This window comes from Variovorax rhizosphaerae, assembly GCF_037889975.1.
Taxonomy (GTDB): Bacteria; Pseudomonadota; Gammaproteobacteria; order Burkholderiales; family Burkholderiaceae_C; genus Variovorax; species Variovorax rhizosphaerae.
Map to the genome: position 1 here is coordinate 225361 of NZ_JBBKZT010000010.1, position 16771 is coordinate 242131.

Here is a 16771-nt window from a genome sequence, read left to right on the forward strand (position 1 = left end):
CAGCCGTACGCCCGTACTGCGAGCATCGCAGGTGCGAGATCGGTGGCCGCAGCAGTGCTCACCCGTTCATATCAGTTTTCCACCACGCTATCGCATGACCCATGACGCATGAAACCCGGGCGAGCAATGCCTGTTCGTGGGCACCCGCGGAACCGGCTTTGCCGGGCCGCTGGGTGCGCCCCCTTGAGGGGGAGCGCCGCAGGCGCATTCGGGGGTGGGGTTTCATTTCAGGCGTTCGCGAAGCGCGTGGCCAGCGGCACGCGGAGCTGTGCAACGAGTCCTCGCGCACCCCGCTTGAGATGCACATCTCCGCCGTGGGCGCGCGCGATGGAGCGGCACACCGCCAGGCCGAGGCCGCTGCCCTGCTTGCCCGAGCGCCGCGCCGCACCGGCACGGTAGAAGGGCTGGAACACGCGATCGAGCTCGTCTTCAGGCAGGCCGGGGCCGCTGTCGCTGACCTCGGCCACGGCGTCCTCATGGTCGATGAAAAGCCGCACGCGGGCCTGGTCGCCGTACTTGACGGCGTTCTCGATCAGGTTGTCGAGCACGCGGCGCATCCCGATCGCGTCCACATCGACAGCCGCGTTCGCGTTGCGCTCCAGGCGCACGTCCTTGCCGACGAACACCGCGTCTTCCACCACGTCCTCCACGATGCTGGACAGGTCCAGCCGCTCGCGCGCGCCCGGCTCGGAGGCATTGCGGATGAAGGCCAGCACGGAGCTGATCATCCGTTCCATTTCCTCGACGTCGTTGAGCATGCCTTCGCGGATTTCGTCGGGCGCCTCCTCGATGCGGAAACGCATGCGCGTGAGCGGCGTGCGCAGGTCGTGGCTGATGGCGCCGATCATGGTGGTGCGGTCGTCCACGAAGCTGCGCAACTGGCTCTGCATGCGATTGAAGGCCTGCGCCGCGCGGCCGACCTCGGCCGGGCCCTGGAGCGCCAGCACCGACGCTTTCGGGTCGCGTCCGAGTTGCTCGGCGGCACGCGCAAAGCCGGCCAGCGGGCGCACCAGCCGGCGCGAGAACCACCAACCCGCCGGCGCCACGAGCAGCGCCGCGACCAGGAACCACAGCAGCACGCGGCGCTGCCAGGCGTTGGGGAAGGGCTGCGGCACGGGTTGCACAGTCGCCCAACCACCGGACTCCGGCAGGCGCACTGCCGCGATGAAGTCGCCTTCGACGAAGGGTGCGGGGGCGAGGCCGAACAAGCCGCGCGTTGGCGGTGGGAGGGGGGTGGGCTTGGCTTCAGGCGCGGCCTTCACCTGCGGTGGGATGGCGCGTGCCGTGGGTGTGGGGGACGGGGGCGCAGCGCCGGGGGCCGAGGGCTCCGACGGCTTGTCGGCGGCAGTGGATTCGGTTGATGTTGCCGCTGGCGTGGCGGCGGGCACGCGGGCAGTGGCGGCGGGCGGCTCTTGTGCCATGGTCGTGGGGGTGCGCTCGACCCGACCCGTGGCCACAGACCCGGACGGGATGGACGGCGGCCGCGCGGCCTGCGACACGGCCGGGCCGGACGGTGAAGGCGCGCCGCGCGGACTGCCTGCGCCGCCTGGTGGCGTGGAGCGTGCAGATGGCGATGAAGGCCCTGGTGGCGCCACGATCGACGGCGGCCCATGACCGCGTGCCGGCGCCACGCCGGCCGGCCCGGCTGGTGCGCTGGCAGGCGCACTCCCTGCACCGGGTGCACCGGGCCCACCGGTTGCTCCGGCTGGACTGGCTTGGCCGGGTCCACCGAGACCACTTGGCGGTGCAACGCCGGGACTGGCGGGACTGGCGGGACTGGCGGGACTGGCGGGACTGGCTGGACTGGCGGGACTGGCTGGACTGGCGGGACTGGCTGGACTGGCTGGACTGGCTGGACTGGCTGGACTGGCTGGACTGGCTGGACTGGCTGGACTGGCTGGACTGGCTGGACCGGCTGGACCGGCTGCACCGGCTGGACCGGCTGGGCCGGCTGCACCGAGTGCAGCGGGTGCCCCAGACCCACCGAGTCCACTCGGGGCAGGCGCTGCATTGACGGCATTCGGCCCACCAAGCGCCCCCGAGCCATTCCCCGGAATCATGGGTCCGCCCGCTGCGGAGGGTGACGTCGGAGAGGCTTCAGCCCTCGTCCCCAACGGCGACGCCTGCGAAGTCGAGGAAGGCGGCGTAGCGGCGCCGGGAGCACCCGATGGCGGCAACGCGTTTCGCTCCATCGGCTGCGACTGCGGCGCCCCATTCGGACTGCCCGGCCCGCGCGAAGGCAACGGCCCCAAGCCACCGCCCGGGGCGCCAAATCCACCGGGGCCACCGGGGGCTCCACCCGGCGGCCCGAAAGCGCCCCCGCCCCCAAAGCCGCCCGGCGGCCCGCCCTGCGCCACCTGGAAATCGACTCGCAGGAAGCCGCCGCCCGCCATGGTGCCGACGCGTCGCGTCGCACGCTCATCGCGCATCGGCGCGGCGTCGCTGGAGACCGGCCGCGTCGGTGCAATACCCGCCGTGCCGGCAAAAGGCAGCGGCGTGAAGAAGAACAGCCGCACCTCCGATTCGCTGCGCCCCAGCAATTGCGCCAGGTCACGCCGTGAACGCTCGGAGGTCAGCCAGCCAGGCCCGCTCGGCTCCGGCGGACCGCTCTGCATCGTGCGGGTCAGCATGCGCGCGCTGCGCCCATCGGCGTCGGTGCCGGTCAGCACCCTGGCGATGTCGTCGAGTTCGTACTGCCGCTGCGGTTCGGGGGGCAGCAGCATCGTGAGCGCAAGCGTCACCAACTGGGCGACCACCAGGCAGGCCAGCAGCAGCCCGGTGATCTGCCAGGCCAGCGGCGGCCCGGACCAGCGGCGCGTGGCTCCATCGGTGTTCATCCGCCGATGCTGGCATGAGCGCCAGGCGATGTCACGCAGCCCCATGCGCATGCGGATCTTGCGAGCGAATGCAGCGAGGCAGGGGGCGGCGCGTCGAAGGGAGTGGGCACGAGGCCGCGATCATCGGCGCGTCGTGTTGCGCCCGCATTTCACCGTGTTGCAGCGCCCTATGATCCGGCCATGCCCAGGCGCCTCCCTTGAACCTCACCACCCGCATCCTCATCGTCGACGACGACGCCGGCATCCGCGAGCTGGTGGCGTCCTTCCTGTCGAAGCATGGCTTCCAGGTCGACACCGCGGCGGACGTGGCCGGCATGCGCGCCAGCCTTGCCGCGAACGGCGCGGACCTGATCGTGCTCGACGTGATGATGCCGGGTGAAGACGGCCTGTCCGCGTTGCGCGAGCTCCAGCGTGCAGGCGGTCCGCCGGTGATCATGCTGTCCGCGGTCGGCACCGACGTCGACCGGATCGTCGGCCTCGAGATCGGCGCCGAGGACTACCTGGCCAAGCCCTGCAATCCGCGCGAGTTGCTGGCGCGCATCCGCACCGTGCTGCGCCGCGCGGCCGGGCCGCGGCCTGCGTCCACGCCGTCGAACGAGTTGCAGGCCACGCCCTCGGAGACGCTGCTTTTCGACGGCTGGCGCCTCGACATCGTGGCGCGCACCTTGCTGGACCCGTCGGGCGCGACGGTTGCGCTGTCGGATGGCGAGTTCAGGTTGTTGCGCACCTTCGCCGAACACCCGCGACGCGTGCTGCCACGCGACCGACTGCTCGACCTGGCGCTTGGTGCCGGCAGCGAGGCGTACGACCGCGCGATCGACGTGCAGATCAGCCGGCTGCGGCGCAAGCTCAGTTTCGGCGCGGAGCACGTTCCGTTGATACGCACGGTGCGCAACGAAGGCTACATGTTCATGCCGGCCGTCACACGCGGGTAGCTGTCCCGCAATGGGCCGCAACAAGCCCGCAAGGTTGCGAAATCTGCGGGCAACGTGGGCGGCGGATTCTCCGGTCTTCCTTCACCACAGAAGACCTCCGTGAAACGCAATCCACTCCCGATCGAACCGGCCCACGGCCACCATCTCCGCGACGACCTGCCCCTGATCGCGGCACAGCTCGAACGCCGCCGCGCATTGGCCTGGCTCGGCTCGACGGCCGGTGCTGCGCTGCTCGCGGCCTGTGGCGGCGGCGAAAGCTCGTCCACCGGCAGCGTGCTGTCGGCCCTGGGCAGTTCGACGGAGACGGTCGCCGCGGCGGCGAGCACCGACACCACCGCTTCGACCAGCACGAGCACCAGCACCACATCATCCGCCGCATGCACGGCGGACCCGCAGGAAACCGCAGGCCCCTTCCCCGCCGACGGAACCAACACCTCCGCCGGCGCCACTTCCGATGTGCTCACCGCCAGCGGCGTCGTGCGCAGCGACATCCGGCCGAGCTTCATCACTTCCGCCACGATCGCGCAGGGCGTGCCGATGACGCTCCAGCTCACACTGGTCGACACCAACTCAAGCTGCACACCGCTGGCCGGTTACGCCATCTACATCTGGCATTGCGATGCCGCGGGGAACTACTCCCTGTACGGTTCGGCCGCCGCCGAGAGCTACCTGCGCGGCGTGCAAGTCACGGACGGCGCGGGCCAGGTCAACTTCACGACGATCTTTCCGGCGTGCTATTCGGGGCGCTGGCCGCACATCCACTTCGAGGTCTTCAAGACGGTCGCCGCGGCCACCACCGGCAGGAACGCATCGCTGACCTCGCAACTGGCGATGCCGGCGGCGGCCTGCAGTACGGTGTTCAATGGTGCGTCAGCGTACAGCCGGAGCGTGGCCAATTTCGCCTCTGTCTCGCTGTCCAGCGACATGGTGTTCAGCGACAACTCCGCCGCGCAGATCGCGGCGATGACGCCGACGGTCACGGGCAGCGTGGCGGGTGGCTATGCGGCGACGGGGACGATCGGGATTGCGGTGTAGCGATGGCGCACAAGCTGTTCGACTGCGAGTGAAGGCAGGGCGTTCGTCGCCTCGCTCATTTCATGTGCGAGCGGGCGCTTGCCAGCGGCGGGAACAGTGGCTGGAGCCTGGCCGTGAACCGCCTGCAGGGTCCACCCACATCGTCGCTTGCCTGGCCAGGCTGTTCGGGCACAAGCGCGACGAGTTGCGCATCTGCAAAGCGCTTCGGCATGGCATTGACAGCGGGGCGCCCGCGTTCCGTGGTGCGGGTGCTCAAGGCAGTGCGCGCCGGGCGGTGCCGCCCGCTGGAGCGTCCTCGACCCGCTACAACCCATGCACGACCCAAGCCTCGCCGCGGTCCGTCCGCGGCACGCGCAGTACGTTCTCGCCCGTGTGCTGGAAGCGGTACTGCACGCCGTTGAACGCGACGGAAGGCATGTTGGTCCAGACGCGGTATTCGTCATGCGCTTGCAGGCGCTTCACACCCAGCACCCGGAACACTGGCGGCACCACGATCCTGAAATCGAGCTGTGCCGCTGCGCTCGTGCGCGCCTGGACAGTGGACTCCGCCGCGCTCACTGAACACAGGAGCGGCAGCACCAACAGGCAAATACCCTTCTTCATATCTTGGCTTCCAGGACGCGCGCCGGCTGCTGCCGATGCCGGCGACATGACTCCCCTGTGTGGCGCGAGGGCGGGCGGATGGGCGAACGGCGGAGCGCAGGAGCGGCATCAGGCCGTTCCCGCCTCCGCCTCGGCCCGCAACCATCGCACGAAATCCTGCGCATCCCGATTGCCCGCCGCACGCATCGATGTATCGATGAAGTAGCCGCGCCGCGTCGCCGTGCCCTCGCCGAAGGGAGCGACCAGGCGGCCGTCCTGAAGCAGTTCGCGCAGCAACGGCATGCGGCCGATCACCACGCCCTGCCCCGCCACGGCGGCGGCCACCGCGTCGGTGTAGTGCGAGAAGCGCAGCACGCTTTTCATGCGCAAGCCGGCCAGGCCCATCACCTGCAGCCAGGGCTCCCAGTCGACCGTGGGCGCCTCGTGGTGGTTGGGTGCGTCGATGGTCAGCAGGGTCTGGTTGTCGAGGTCGGCCGGCGTGCGCAGCGTGGCCGCCAGCGACGGCGCGCAGACCGGCATCACCGACTCCTCGAACAACGCCGCACCATTCCCGCGCGCGATCGGCACGAAACGCACGGCCAGGTCGAGGCGGCTGCGGTCCAGGTCCAGCACGTCGAGCGTGGCCGACACGCGCACGTCGACCTGCGGATGCGCCGCCGTGAAATGCGACAGCCGCGGGATCAGCCAGAGCGACGCAAAGCCCGGCGTGCAGGTGATGCCCACCTCGCGCGCCACGAGCGCGGCACGCACACGGGCCGTGGCGTCGCGCAGGCGCTCCAGGCTGTCGACCACGGCGCGCTGCAGCACGGCACCCGCCTCGGTCAGCGCCAGCGCGCGGTGCCGGCGCTCGAACAGCAGCACGCCCAGGCTGCCTTCGAGCTGCTGCACCTGCCGGCTGACGGCCGATTGCGTCAGCGCCACCTCCGCGGCGGCCTCGGTGAAGCTCAATCGGCGTGCCGCGGCCTCGAAGCTGCGCAACAGCTCCAGCGGGGGCAGGTCATCGAGCTTCCGGGTGGTTTTCGCATTCTCAAGAGGCATGCAACGAGTTCCTATTCATCGTGTGCAATCAAGGGACACGCCCACTATATTCATTCTCACTACGAATGTGAAAGGGCTCCTCATGAACAACCATTCCGCCAACCTCAGCGCCACGGTGTCTTCGGCGTTCCAGATGGGATTGCCCGCCCACGCGGTCTACAGCGTGGGCGATGCTTCCGAGGTGCGCATCACTTGCCGCAGCGGCTCCGTGTGGATCACGCTTGACGACGATCCCGTGGACACCGTGCTGGAACCCGGCGAGCAGTTCACGACGCCGTTGCACCGGCGCGCACTGGTGTCGGCGTTGGAAGCATCCTGCATCGCGGTCGCTCCGGCGGCGGAGCGCAAGGTCGCGATGCAGGCCACGCCCTATCGCACCCCCGCATTGCACTTGCGGGATTTCCTGCCTGCCTGATGCAGGCAAGGGCGCGACAGCTCAGCGCCGCTTGAGCAGCGCGGCGATGTCGGCTCGGCCCGCGGCCCTGGCCAGGTCATAGGGCGTCTCGCCGCGGGTGTCCGCGATGGCGGGGTCGGCGCCGCTCGCCAACAGCACCTTCACGACCTCGGTATTGGCCTTGTCCTGCACAGCGACGTGCAGCGGCGTCCAGCCGAGGTAGTCGCCACGTGCATTGGGGTTGGCGCCTTGCCGTGCCAGCAATTCGACCATGGCCGACGAGCCAGTGTTGACGGCGGTGTGAATCGGGGTCCAGCCGTCGATGGTTTTCAGTTGCGGGTCCGCGCCGCAGCGGATCATCGTCTGGACTTGCCAGAAGTCCCGCGCCGCCACCGCGCGCGACAGTGGCGTGTCGCCGGTCGCATCGTGGGCGTTGTTGGCCTCGCCGGCGATGCTCGCGCATGCCGACGTGCCGGCGCGGGCGGACGGGGTGGATGCCGTGGCTGAGGTGGCCAAGGCAACTGGCTCTGCTGCGCCGGTGGCCCCGGCCGCCCCGACGAGCAAGCCGCTGGCCAGCATGACGGCCGTCGCTTTGCATGAATGCATGGTGGTGTCTCCCTCACTGGTTCTTCTTTTGCAATGGCAGCCTTCCCGGCACGCCCGCCTGCATCGCAGTGGGCGCCCGGCAGGTTCTTGAGTCCATCTGGCCTTGCCATCTCGACTCAATCCCCTGCGGGGGGCGGCTTGGGCACAGCCCGGCCCTGGGGGGCTCTCCAGCCGCAGATTACCAGCGCCGCCGGGGCCGCCGGTGACGGACTGCAACGGCATGGCCTTCCCCCGCGCGCAATGCACACATATCGCACGCCTCGGCCGATTGCCTGGACGCCGCCATGTCACCCCTGCGACGCGGGTTGATACCGAATTGACCTCGCCCCGGCGCCGCCCAAGATCAAAGGCGGCGCCGTCGCGCTCGGTCATCCGCTCGGTGCATCCGGCACCAGCGCATGACGACGCGCGTCGACGCCCTCGGCCAGCGCGCCAAGCGCCATGGCCTGCAGACCATGTGCGCAGGTGGCGGCATGGCCAACGTGACCCTTGTGGAAAGACCCTGAACCATGTCATTCGTTTTGTATGAAGTCGAGAACGGCGTTGCGACGATCACGCTGAACCTGCCCTCCAAGCTCAACCCGATCGCGCGGGACTTGCAGCATGAATTGCGCGATGCCTTGGCCCGCGTGAACGCGGACAAGGGCGTGCGCGCCGTGGTGCTGACCGGTGCCGGCAAGGCCTTCTGCGTCGGCGCCGACCTGAGCGCGATGAACCCGCCGGAGGAAGGCAAGACGCTGGGCGACCAGACCGCCGAGTGGATGCAGTCGCTGAGCAACCCGATCATCAGCGGCCTGCGCCAACTGGAAGTGCCGGTGGTCTGCGCGGTCAACGGTCCGGCGGCCGGCGCGGGCGTCGGCCTGGCGCTGGCGGGCGACGTGGTGCTGGCCGGGCGCAGCGCGTATTTCTATCTCTCCTTCCTGCCCAAGCTCGGCATCGTGCCGGACCTCGGCTGCACCTGGTTCCTGCCGCGCCTGGTGGGGCCGGCCCGCGCGCTGGGCATGGCGCTGCTCGACGAGCGCCTGAGCGCCGAGAAGGCCGCGCAATGGGGGCTGATCTGGGCTTGCGTGGAAGACGACCTGCTGCTGCTCGAAGCGCAGAAGACGGCGCAGCGCCTGGCGAAACTGCCCGCGCACGCGATCCTGGAAGCGCGCAAGGCCTTTGCGGCGAGCGAACGGCATACGCTGGAGGAGCAACTGCACTATGAGAGCGAACGGCAGCGGGAGTTGCTGATGAAGCCGAGCTTCAGGGAAGGCGTGAACGCGTTCCTGGAGAAGCGGGTGGCGGTGTTCGAGGGGCGGTGAGGGCGGCTCGCCCGCGTCGGCCGCTGGCATGGCTGCTGTCCGACGAGGATCCATTCGAAGGACCCCGGCCTGCTGGAGAAGCGGACGAGTGGCGTTGCTTCAGCCTGTCGGATGTCGGATGCTCGCCCGTTTCAGGAGACACCGATGATCCCCAAGAACACGATCTGCGTGTGGTACGACAAGGACGCCGTCGATGCCGCGAACTTCTATGCCAAGACCTTCCCCGACAGCTCCGTCGGCGCGATCATGCGTGCGCCGGGCGACTATCCGGATGGCAAGGAAGGCAATGTCCTGACGGTCGAGTTCACCGTCGCCGGCATCCCTTGCGTCGGACTGAACGGCGGCCCGCATTTCAAGCAGACCGAGGCCTTCTCGTTCCAGATCGCGACCGACGATCAGGCAGAGACCGACCGCCTGTGGAACGCCATCGTCGGCAATGGCGGCCAGGAGAGCGAATGCGGCTGGTGCAAGGACAAGTGGGGCGTGTCATGGCAGATCACCCCGCGCACGCTCACCGAGGCGATGTTGAGCGCGGATCGCGCAGAGGCCAAGCGCGCATTCAACGCGATGATGACCATGCGGAAGATCGACGTCGCGGCGATCGACGCGGCGCGCCGAGGCTGAACACGGCGGGCTGAGGGCGCGCAGATCCGCCCCATGGAATCCCGCCAGACTTGTTACTCCCGCGCCTCGCCTCACCGGTGCAGACTGGCTCTCAAGTCGACGCGGCTCTTTGCCAACTCGACTTGATCACCCGAGGGGACAGACCGAGCCCGGACTGTCCCTGCGAGTTCACAAGCCAACCGCGAGCGCTGCGCAGCGAACAGATCGTGTCGTGCCGTTCGCCCCACCAGGAGAGTCCCGCCATGACGACATCCACCCGGCCTGAATCGACCGCAGCCGCAAAGCCCGCCATGCACACGCCCCCGGTCGTGTCCCCGAAGGCCTGGGAGGCGGCCCGCCAGGAATTGCTCGTGAAAGAAAAGGCCCAGACCCGCGCCCGCGACGCCCTGGCCGCCGAGCGTCGGCGCATGCCCTGGATGGCCGTTGAGAAGTCGTACACCTTCGAAGGCCCGGCCGGCACGGCCAGCCTGCCCGACCTGTTCGAAGGCCGGCGCCAGTTGATCGTCTACCGCGCCTTCTTCGAGCCGGGCGTCTTCGGCTGGCCCGACCATGCCTGCCGCGGCTGCTCGCTGGTGGCCGACCAGGTCGCCCACATCGCCCACCTGAACGCACGCGACACCAGCCTGGCCTTCATCTCGCGCGCGCCGCAGGCGGACATCGCGCGGCTGAAGGCGCGCATGGGCTGGCAGGCGATCCCGTGGTTCACCGTCACCGACAGCTTCGACGCGGACTTCGGCGTGGACGAGTGGCACGGCACCAATGTGTTCTTCCGCGACGGCGATCGCGTCTTCCGCACCTACTTCGTCAACAACCGCGGCGACGAGCAGGTGGGTGGCACCTGGAACTACCTCGACCTCACGCCGCTCGGCCGGCAGGAGCTCTGGGAAGACTCGCCCGAGGGCTATCCGCAGACGCCGACCTACAAGTGGTGGAACTGGCACGACAACTACGAGGCGGAAAAAGCCGCGCCCGACAGGAAGTGGGTCGAAGTGACGGATGCCGGCGAGGCAGCATTCCGGGCGCTGGAGACGGCAAGGAAAGCCTGACGGCGAGCGGTCGTTGGACGGTGCCACGCCGTGATGCGGCACCGGAATCGCGCCGCCCCGTTGGCGTATACGTGAAGCCGGCTATCGAGATTCCAGGAGCTTGCGAGCCGCCAGGCCGACGAAGCGCCGACCCGGATTCGTCCCCGCGATCCAGTCCTCGACGGGGAAGAGCTCGAACAGTCCCACCTTGATGAGCGTGGGCACCGACGTCTCCAGTTCGACCTCGACCCGCCCGCGCTCACCGCTGTTGTAGCGCGCCACGTTGTGCAGCATCGTGGCGACGGTGCCGGTCTGCACCCTGGTGCCGTCCTTCAGCATGACGGCAGGCAGTCGCTCGCCATCGGCCAGGATCTGCTGGTTCACTGCTGCCAGTCTGGAAGTGGGATCGGACATGCGGGATTCCTCATGCAACGAGTGACTGTCGTCCGGATCTTGGGGCGACATGCGGGCGCGGCAAGAGCGACAAGCGAATATCGACAACACGCGCCACGGCGTTTGTTGGCGACCGGTGGCTGCCGCAGAATGCAGCCATGACCGCCCCGGCCTCCGTCGACCCTACCCGCTGCCCGCTCTGCGGCGCAGCCAACGCCTGCGCGATGGAAGTGGCGCGCGAGACCGGCGTCGCACAGCCGCCGTGCTGGTGCATGTCGGCCACCTTCACCGCAGCGCTGATCGACAGCGTGCCCGCACCGGCGCGCGGCACGGCCTGCATCTGCGCCGCCTGCGCCGCCAGGGCCGCAACCGCCTCGTCAGCCTCATCACTCACCGAGATCACCACACCAACCCCATGAGCCAAGCCCGCACCAACGCCTTCTACGCCCAGTCCGGCGGCGTCACCGCCGTCATCAACGCATCGGCCTGCGGCGTCATCGAGACCGCGCGGAAGCACCCCGACCGCATCGGCACCGTCTATGCCGGGCGCAACGGCATCCTCGGCGCGCTGGCCGAGGACCTGATCGACACCTCGCTTGAATCGGCCGAGGCCATTTCGGCCCTGCGCTCCACGCCCTCGGGCGCCTTTGGCTCGTGCCGCTACAAGCTCAAGTCGCTCGAGAAGAACCGCCGCGAGTACGAGCGGCTCATCGAAGTCTTCAAGGCCCACGGCATCGGCTACTTCTTCTACAACGGCGGTGGCGATTCGGCCGACACCTGCTTCAAGGTCAGCCAGCTCTCGCAATCGATGGGCTATCCGTTGCAGGCCATCCACGTGCCCAAGACCATCGACAACGATTTGCCGATCACCGACTGCTGCCCCGGCTTCGGCTCGGTCGCGAAGTACGTGGCCTTGTCGACGCTGGAAGCCTCGCTCGACGTGCGCTCGATGGCCGCCACCTCGACCAAGGTGTTCGTGATCGAGGTGATGGGCCGCCATGCCGGCTGGATCGCCGCGGCCGGCGGGCTGGTGGAGGAGCACGGCATCCCGGTCGTGATCCTGTTCCCCGAAATCGAGTTCGACCAGGCGAAGTTCCTGGCGCGCGTCGATGCGATGGTGAAGCAGCACGGCTACTGCAGCGTCGTCGTCTCGGAGGGCTGTCATCACCCCGATGGCACCTTCCTCGCCGAGCAGGGCACGCGCGATGCGTTCGGCCATGCGCAACTCGGCGGCGCGGCGCCGGTGGTGGCGAACATGATCAAGACCGCGCTGGGTCACAAGTTCCACTGGGCCGTGGCCGACTACCTGCAACGCGCCGCACGGCACGTGGCCTCGGCCACCGACGTGAAGCAGGCTTACGAACTCGGCGCGCGTGCCGTGGAACTCGCGCTCGAAGGCCGCAACTCGGTGATGCCGACGATCGACCGCATCAGCGACGTGCCCTATGAATACCGCATCGGCGTGGCCACGCTCGACACCGTGGCCAATGTCGAGAAGATGATGCCGCGCGATTTCATCTCGGAAGACGGCTTCGGCATCACCGACAAGTGCCGCCGCTATCTCGCCCCGCTGATCGAGGGCGAGGACTACCCGGCCTACCGCAACGGCCTGCCGGTGTATGTCACGTTGAAAAACGAAGCGGTGGCAAGGAAGTTGCCGGCTTTCGCATCGGCCTGAAGCGGTTCGCCACGCACCGCGTGACGGGCTCTGCCTGAAACGCTGGCGCCATCGCGGGCAGCGCGCATGGTTGAAGTGGGGACACCTGTTGCTGCTGCTGTTGTTGCTCCTGCTGCTGCATCGACGCTTGCACAGGCTGGGGCGCGTCGTCCGAAACTGTCGCGGGCCCGGTCGCCAGCGGCGCCGGCTGCTGCTGGCGCTGCTGCGTGATCACCTGGTGCACGAACTGCAGCTTGCCGACCGCCGCGCGCGGCAGCACGAAGGGGTAGTAGTCGGGCTGGCCCATGCTGCGCGACAACTCGTTCAGCACGTTGGTCAGGCGCACCCAGCCGTTGAGGAAGTCGAGGAACTTCATCGCATCCGGATGGTCGGGCTGCCACAGGTCGGCGGGCTCGAACAGGTCGCTCGCGAGTTCGACGCGCGTGGCGTCGACACCGAAACTCAAGGCCGTGTCCGCCGTGTCTGCCATGTGCAGGTAGTGGGCCCAGGTCTCGGCCCAGTCCTCCCAAGGATGCGAGCTGGCATAGCTGGTGACGAAGCGCACCGCCCAATCGGCCGGCGGGCCCAGTTCGTAGTGGGTGCGCAGCGCGCCCGCGTAGTCCAGCCGCTCGTCGCCGAAGAGCGCGCGGAAGTCATCGATCCACGGCGTCGGGAACACCAGCAGGTCCCAGTAGTAGTGTCCGATCTCATGGCGGAAGTGGCCGACCAGCGTGCGATAGGGCTCGCGCATCTCGGCGCGGATGCGCTCGCGCACGGCATCCTCGGCCTCTTCGGCGTTGAGCGTGATCACGCCGGTGTCATGGCCGGTGAGCACGTGCGGTCCGCCCGGCACGTTGCCGAGGAAGTCGAAAGCCAGGCCATGCACCGCATCCGCATGGCGCGTGACCACGGGCAAGCCGAGCGCCAATAGTTGCGACATCAGGCGGCGCTTGGCCTGCTCCAGCCTGCGCCACAGTTCCCCATTGGCGGGCACGGAGAGGTCCGGAATGGTGCGCGTGGCGCTGCAGCACAGGCAGTAGCCGGGCGTGAGGCCCAGGTTGTCGGGCGCATCGCTTTCACCGACCAGGGGCACCATCCAGTTGCAGCCCGCCGCCGTGGTGAAGTTGGCGCAGCGGTGGTACCGCCGGCCGTTGCCGTCGCCAAAGACCGTGTAGGTGTCGAGCGCGGGGTCGGTGACGCCGGCAGGGTCGACGGGCCCGGCGCCATTGCCATCGTTGCCGTTGCCGTTGCCGTTGCCGTTGCCGTTGCCGTCAGCGTGTGTCGTCGAGGCGTTGTGCGCGACCGGCGCAAGCGGCACCACGCCAAGGCTTTCGATGACAAAGCCCAGCGGCGTGTGGCAGGCCAGGCATTCGCTGTTGCCCAGGAAGATCGGACGGCCGCACTGGCACTGGTACGCGCGCGTGACGGTCGGCGCGCTCAGTTCCGCCGCCAGCGAATGGGGGGCCGAGTCGGGCTGGGTTGCTGATTCCGGTTGAATGTCCATGGTGTGGTGTTGTTCTGTGGAACTGATGCTGGGCCAGCGACAGCGAAGTGATTGTGGGTGTGCATCGCCGCGCCCCAATCGCTGCAAACACCGATATCCTTGTAGGACGGTTTGCCCGTCCCCGCAAGCTCTCTGCGCTCAATGACCGATCCTTCCCCACCCGCAGCCGCCGCATCACCCCCCTCGATGAACACGCTGCGCGAGCGCTACGGCGATCGCTACCGCTGGTTGCTGCTGTTGTCGGTGATGGTCGGAACGATGGCCTCGATCATGTCCTCGACCATCGTCAACGTGGCGATCCCCGACATGAGCCGCCACTTTGCGCTGGGCCAGGAGCGGGCGCAGTGGGTGAGTTCGGGCTTCATGGTCGCGATGACGGTGTCGATGCTCACCACGCCCTGGCTGCTGTCGCGCTACGGCTATCGGCGCACCTATGTGGGCACGATGGTGCTGCTGCTGGTGGGTGGCGTGCTCGGCGGGCTGTCGAGTGTGTTCTGGCTGGTGCTGGTGGCGCGTGTGGCCGAGGGGCTGGCGGCCGGCGTGGTGCAGCCGATCCCGGCCATCATCATCCTTCGGGCCTTCGAGCCGCATGAGCAGGGGCGCGCCAGCGGCATCTTCGGCATGGGCGTGGTGCTGGCGCCGGCCATCGGGCCGAGCATCGGCGGTGTGCTGGTCGACCTGTTCGGCTGGCGCTCGATCTTCTTCATGGTGGTGCCCTTCTGCCTGGCGTCGTTGTGGCTGGCCTACAAGTTCGTGCCGACCACGGCGCCAGGCGGTGTGGCGGCGGCAAGGCAGGGTGGGATCGACTGGCGCGGGTTGCTGCTCGGCACCGTGGGCACGCTGTGCCTCCTGAACGGCCTGGTCGAGCTGCGCGGCAATGCGCCGCTGGAGGCCGCGCTGCTGCTGGCCGGCGCAGCCGCCTCGCTGGCGGTGTTCATCTGGTGGCAGAAGCGCCTGGCCGCCGCCGGCGGCGAGCCCTTGATGAACATGGCGCTGTTCGGCTATCGGCAGTTCGCGATGGGCAGCGTGGTCGCCTTCATCTACGGCACGGCGCTGTTCGGCTCGACCTACCTCCTGCCCGTCTACATGCAGGTGGCGCTGCACCTGTCGGCTTCGCATGTCGGCACGATCATGCTGCCCGCCGGCATCGTGCTGGCCTTCACCATTGCCGGCGTGGGACGCCTGGCCGACCGCCAGCCGACGTGGATATTGGTGAGCATCGGGCTGTTGCTGCTGGCCGTGTCCTTCGCGCTCATGACCGTGCTGCACCTGCGCAGCCCGATCTGGCCGCTGGTGGTGTTCGCGATCATCGGGCGCATCGGGCTCGGCTTCATCCTGCCGTCGCTCAATCTCGGTTCTATGCGGCCGCTGGCCAAGCCGCTGATCCCGCAGGGCGCCAGCGCGATCAGTTTCGTGCGCATGCTGGGCGGTGCGGCGGGTGTCAGCCTGTGCGCCATCGTGCTGGAGTGGCGACTGGCCGCACATGGCGATTCGCTCGCCAGTTCACTGACCAGCGCCGCCCGGCTGGAGGCCTTCAACGAAGTGTTCGTGATGCTTGCCGGCCTTTGCGCGCTGGCGATTTGCGCGGCCTGGCAGTTGCGGGAGAAAAGGACGCCCTGAAAAGGCGCTTAACCTAGAAAAAGCAGTTGGATGCGCCCGAGTGCGCCGTGATCGGCGTGCCAGGCAAGGGTGAGCGCTGCGGCTCCGATGGCCCTTGAGGGCCATCGGACAGCGTGAACGGGCTCAGCCTCAGGCTGAGCCGCGCCCTGCAAGGGGGAGAACGCGGCGGGCTCATGCCCGCAAGGCCGAGCAACGCCGCATGGCGCGTCGAGCGCGGTGCAATCGGGTGCATAGCGCTTTCACCTCGGCGGCGAACGTGATCGAAGGCAGAAGTTTCAGGCTCCATGTTGCTTTTCCAAAGGTTGAGCGCGGTCAACTGCTTTTTCTAGGTTTAATCAAGCCATGTGCCAACTGCTAGGGATGAACTGCAACACGCCCACGGACGTGACCTTCAGCTTTGCCGGCTTCGCCCAGCGCGGCGGCCGCACCGACCACCATGCCGACGGCTGGGGCATCGCCTTCTTCGAGGACCGCGGCCTGCGCCACTTCGTCGATCACCAGCCGGCCTGCGAGTCGCCGGTGGCCGAGCTGATCCGGCGCTACCCGATCAAGAGCCAGCACGTCATCTCGCACATCCGCAAGGCGACGCAGGGCCAGGTCAACCTGCAGAACTGCCATCCCTTCGTGCGTGAGCTCTGGGGCCGTTACTGGGTGTTCGCGCACAACGGCGACCTGAAGGATTTCCGCCCGCGCCTGCACGGCAACTTCCATCCGGTCGGCGACACCGACAGCGAGCACGCCTTCTGCTGGATCATGCAGGAGCTGGCCAAGTCGCATGCCGGCGTGCCGAGCATCGAGGAACTGACCCTCACGCTGCGCGAGCTGGCACCGCAGATCGCCCGGCACGGCACCTTCAATTTCATGCTGTCCAACGGCCAGGCGCTGTGGGCGCATGCCTCGACCCACCTCTGTTACATCGAGCGCAAGCATCCCTTCAACCAGGCGCACCTGGCCGACGAGGACATGTCGATCGACTTCGCCCGGCACACCACGCCGACCGACCGGGTCGCCGTCGTCGTGACCACGCCGCTGACCACCAACGAGACCTGGACGCCATTCGCCAGCGGCGAACTCAAGGTATTCGTCGACGGTTGCGCCCTCTCCCGCTGAACCCACCGCGTCCTTCAAGCAGAATCCAGAGCTGGCGCTGAAGCGGCCCGCATGGACGGGACCGTTGCTGTCACCGGTGCCGGGAG

General features: G+C 68.3%; 17 protein-coding genes and 1 pseudogene. 12 read left to right on the forward strand and 6 right to left on the reverse strand.

Annotated elements, in window-relative coordinates:
* Positions 1 to 227 precede the first annotated feature (227 nt).
* The gene (locus WKW82_RS22335; protein ID WP_340344535.1) at positions 228 to 1421 is read right to left on the reverse strand and encodes an ATP-binding protein; all 1194 of its coding nucleotides are present in this window, start codon (positions 1419 to 1421) and stop codon (positions 228 to 230) included.
* Between the two features lie 146 nt (positions 1422 to 1567).
* On the opposite strand from WKW82_RS22335, the gene WKW82_RS22340 reads away from it, so the two are divergent.
* From WKW82_RS22340 to WKW82_RS22350, 3 genes are all read left to right on the forward strand, one after another.
* Positions 1568 to 2014, forward strand: coding sequence for a hypothetical protein (locus WKW82_RS22340; protein WP_340344536.1), 447 nt, complete (start codon positions 1568 to 1570; stop codon positions 2012 to 2014).
* A 1020-nt stretch (positions 2015 to 3034) separates the two neighbouring features.
* Positions 3035 to 3772 carry a response regulator gene (locus WKW82_RS22345; RefSeq protein WP_340344537.1) on the forward strand — a complete coding sequence of 246 codons (738 nt, stop codon included), beginning with the start codon at positions 3035 to 3037 and terminating at the stop codon, positions 3770 to 3772.
* 99 nt (positions 3773 to 3871) lie between these two features.
* Positions 3872 to 4807 carry an intradiol ring-cleavage dioxygenase gene (locus WKW82_RS22350; protein ID WP_340344538.1) on the forward strand — a complete coding sequence of 312 codons (936 nt, stop codon included), beginning with the start codon at positions 3872 to 3874 and terminating at the stop codon, positions 4805 to 4807.
* Positions 4808 to 5110: 303 nt separating this feature from the next.
* Here the strand turns inward: WKW82_RS22350 and WKW82_RS22355 are convergent, their stop codons facing one another.
* Positions 5111 to 5410 carry a hypothetical protein gene (locus tag WKW82_RS22355; RefSeq protein ID WP_340344539.1) on the reverse strand — a complete coding sequence of 100 codons (300 nt, stop codon included), beginning with the start codon at positions 5408 to 5410 and terminating at the stop codon, positions 5111 to 5113.
* Positions 5411 to 5518: 108 nt separating this feature from the next.
* The gene (locus WKW82_RS22360) at positions 5519 to 6448 is read right to left on the reverse strand and encodes a LysR substrate-binding domain-containing protein (RefSeq protein ID WP_340344540.1); all 930 of its coding nucleotides are present in this window, start codon (positions 6446 to 6448) and stop codon (positions 5519 to 5521) included.
* Positions 6449 to 6530: 82 nt separating this feature from the next.
* On the opposite strand from WKW82_RS22360, the gene WKW82_RS22365 reads away from it, so the two are divergent.
* On the forward strand, positions 6531 to 6863 hold the full coding sequence (locus WKW82_RS22365) for a DUF2917 domain-containing protein (protein ID WP_340344541.1): 333 nt from the start codon (positions 6531 to 6533) through the stop codon (positions 6861 to 6863).
* 21 nt (positions 6864 to 6884) lie between these two features.
* On the opposite strand, the gene WKW82_RS22370 is transcribed toward WKW82_RS22365, so the two are convergent.
* Positions 6885 to 7448 carry an ankyrin repeat domain-containing protein gene (locus WKW82_RS22370; protein WP_340344542.1) on the reverse strand — a complete coding sequence of 188 codons (564 nt, stop codon included), beginning with the start codon at positions 7446 to 7448 and terminating at the stop codon, positions 6885 to 6887.
* A gap of 345 nt (positions 7449 to 7793) precedes the next feature.
* Between WKW82_RS22370 and WKW82_RS22375 the strand changes: the two are divergent.
* The 4 genes and pseudogenes from WKW82_RS22375 to WKW82_RS22390 all read left to right on the forward strand — a co-directional run.
* A pseudogene (locus WKW82_RS22375) lies at positions 7794 to 7954 on the forward strand (acetyl-CoA C-acetyltransferase); the annotation flags it as partial.
* Positions 7955 to 7957: 3 nt separating this feature from the next.
* Complete coding sequence (locus tag WKW82_RS22380; RefSeq protein ID WP_340344543.1) at positions 7958 to 8752, forward strand: enoyl-CoA hydratase-related protein; 795 nt, start codon at positions 7958 to 7960, stop codon at positions 8750 to 8752.
* A gap of 144 nt (positions 8753 to 8896) precedes the next feature.
* Entirely contained in the window at positions 8897 to 9376 is a 480-nt protein-coding gene (locus WKW82_RS22385; RefSeq protein ID WP_340344544.1) for a VOC family protein, read from the forward strand.
* A gap of 242 nt (positions 9377 to 9618) precedes the next feature.
* Positions 9619 to 10422, forward strand: a complete 804-nt coding sequence (locus WKW82_RS22390) for a DUF899 domain-containing protein (protein WP_340344545.1) — start codon at positions 9619 to 9621, stop codon at positions 10420 to 10422.
* Positions 10423 to 10503: 81 nt separating this feature from the next.
* Here the strand turns inward: WKW82_RS22390 and WKW82_RS22395 are convergent, their stop codons facing one another.
* Positions 10504 to 10815 (reverse strand): DUF7709 family protein, encoded by a 312-nt coding sequence (locus tag WKW82_RS22395; RefSeq protein WP_340344546.1) that lies wholly within the window; start codon positions 10813 to 10815, stop codon positions 10504 to 10506.
* Between the two features lie 137 nt (positions 10816 to 10952).
* Here WKW82_RS22395 and WKW82_RS22400 point away from each other — a divergent pair, with 137 nt between their 5' ends.
* Both WKW82_RS22400 and WKW82_RS22405 read left to right on the forward strand, forming a co-directional pair.
* A complete protein-coding gene (locus tag WKW82_RS22400; RefSeq protein ID WP_340344547.1) occupies positions 10953 to 11213 on the forward strand; it encodes a cysteine-rich CWC family protein in 261 nt (86 codons plus the stop codon).
* Positions 11210 to 12472: a 6-phosphofructokinase gene (locus WKW82_RS22405; RefSeq protein ID WP_340344548.1), complete on the forward strand. Its 1263-nt coding sequence runs from the start codon at positions 11210 to 11212 to the stop codon at positions 12470 to 12472. The genes WKW82_RS22400 and WKW82_RS22405 overlap by 4 nt, the downstream gene beginning before the upstream one ends.
* On the opposite strand, the gene WKW82_RS22410 is transcribed toward WKW82_RS22405, so the two are convergent.
* Positions 12417 to 13955 carry a zinc-binding metallopeptidase family protein gene (locus WKW82_RS22410; protein ID WP_340344549.1) on the reverse strand — a complete coding sequence of 513 codons (1539 nt, stop codon included), beginning with the start codon at positions 13953 to 13955 and terminating at the stop codon, positions 12417 to 12419. The genes WKW82_RS22405 and WKW82_RS22410 overlap by 56 nt on opposite strands.
* A 141-nt stretch (positions 13956 to 14096) precedes the next feature.
* On the opposite strand from WKW82_RS22410, the gene WKW82_RS22415 reads away from it, so the two are divergent.
* Positions 14097 to 15575 carry an MFS transporter gene (locus WKW82_RS22415; RefSeq protein ID WP_340344550.1) on the forward strand — a complete coding sequence of 493 codons (1479 nt, stop codon included), beginning with the start codon at positions 14097 to 14099 and terminating at the stop codon, positions 15573 to 15575.
* Positions 15576 to 15917: 342 nt separating this feature from the next.
* On the forward strand, positions 15918 to 16685 hold the full coding sequence (locus tag WKW82_RS22420) for a class II glutamine amidotransferase (RefSeq protein ID WP_340344551.1): 768 nt from the start codon (positions 15918 to 15920) through the stop codon (positions 16683 to 16685).
* Positions 16686 to 16771 lie beyond the last annotated feature (86 nt).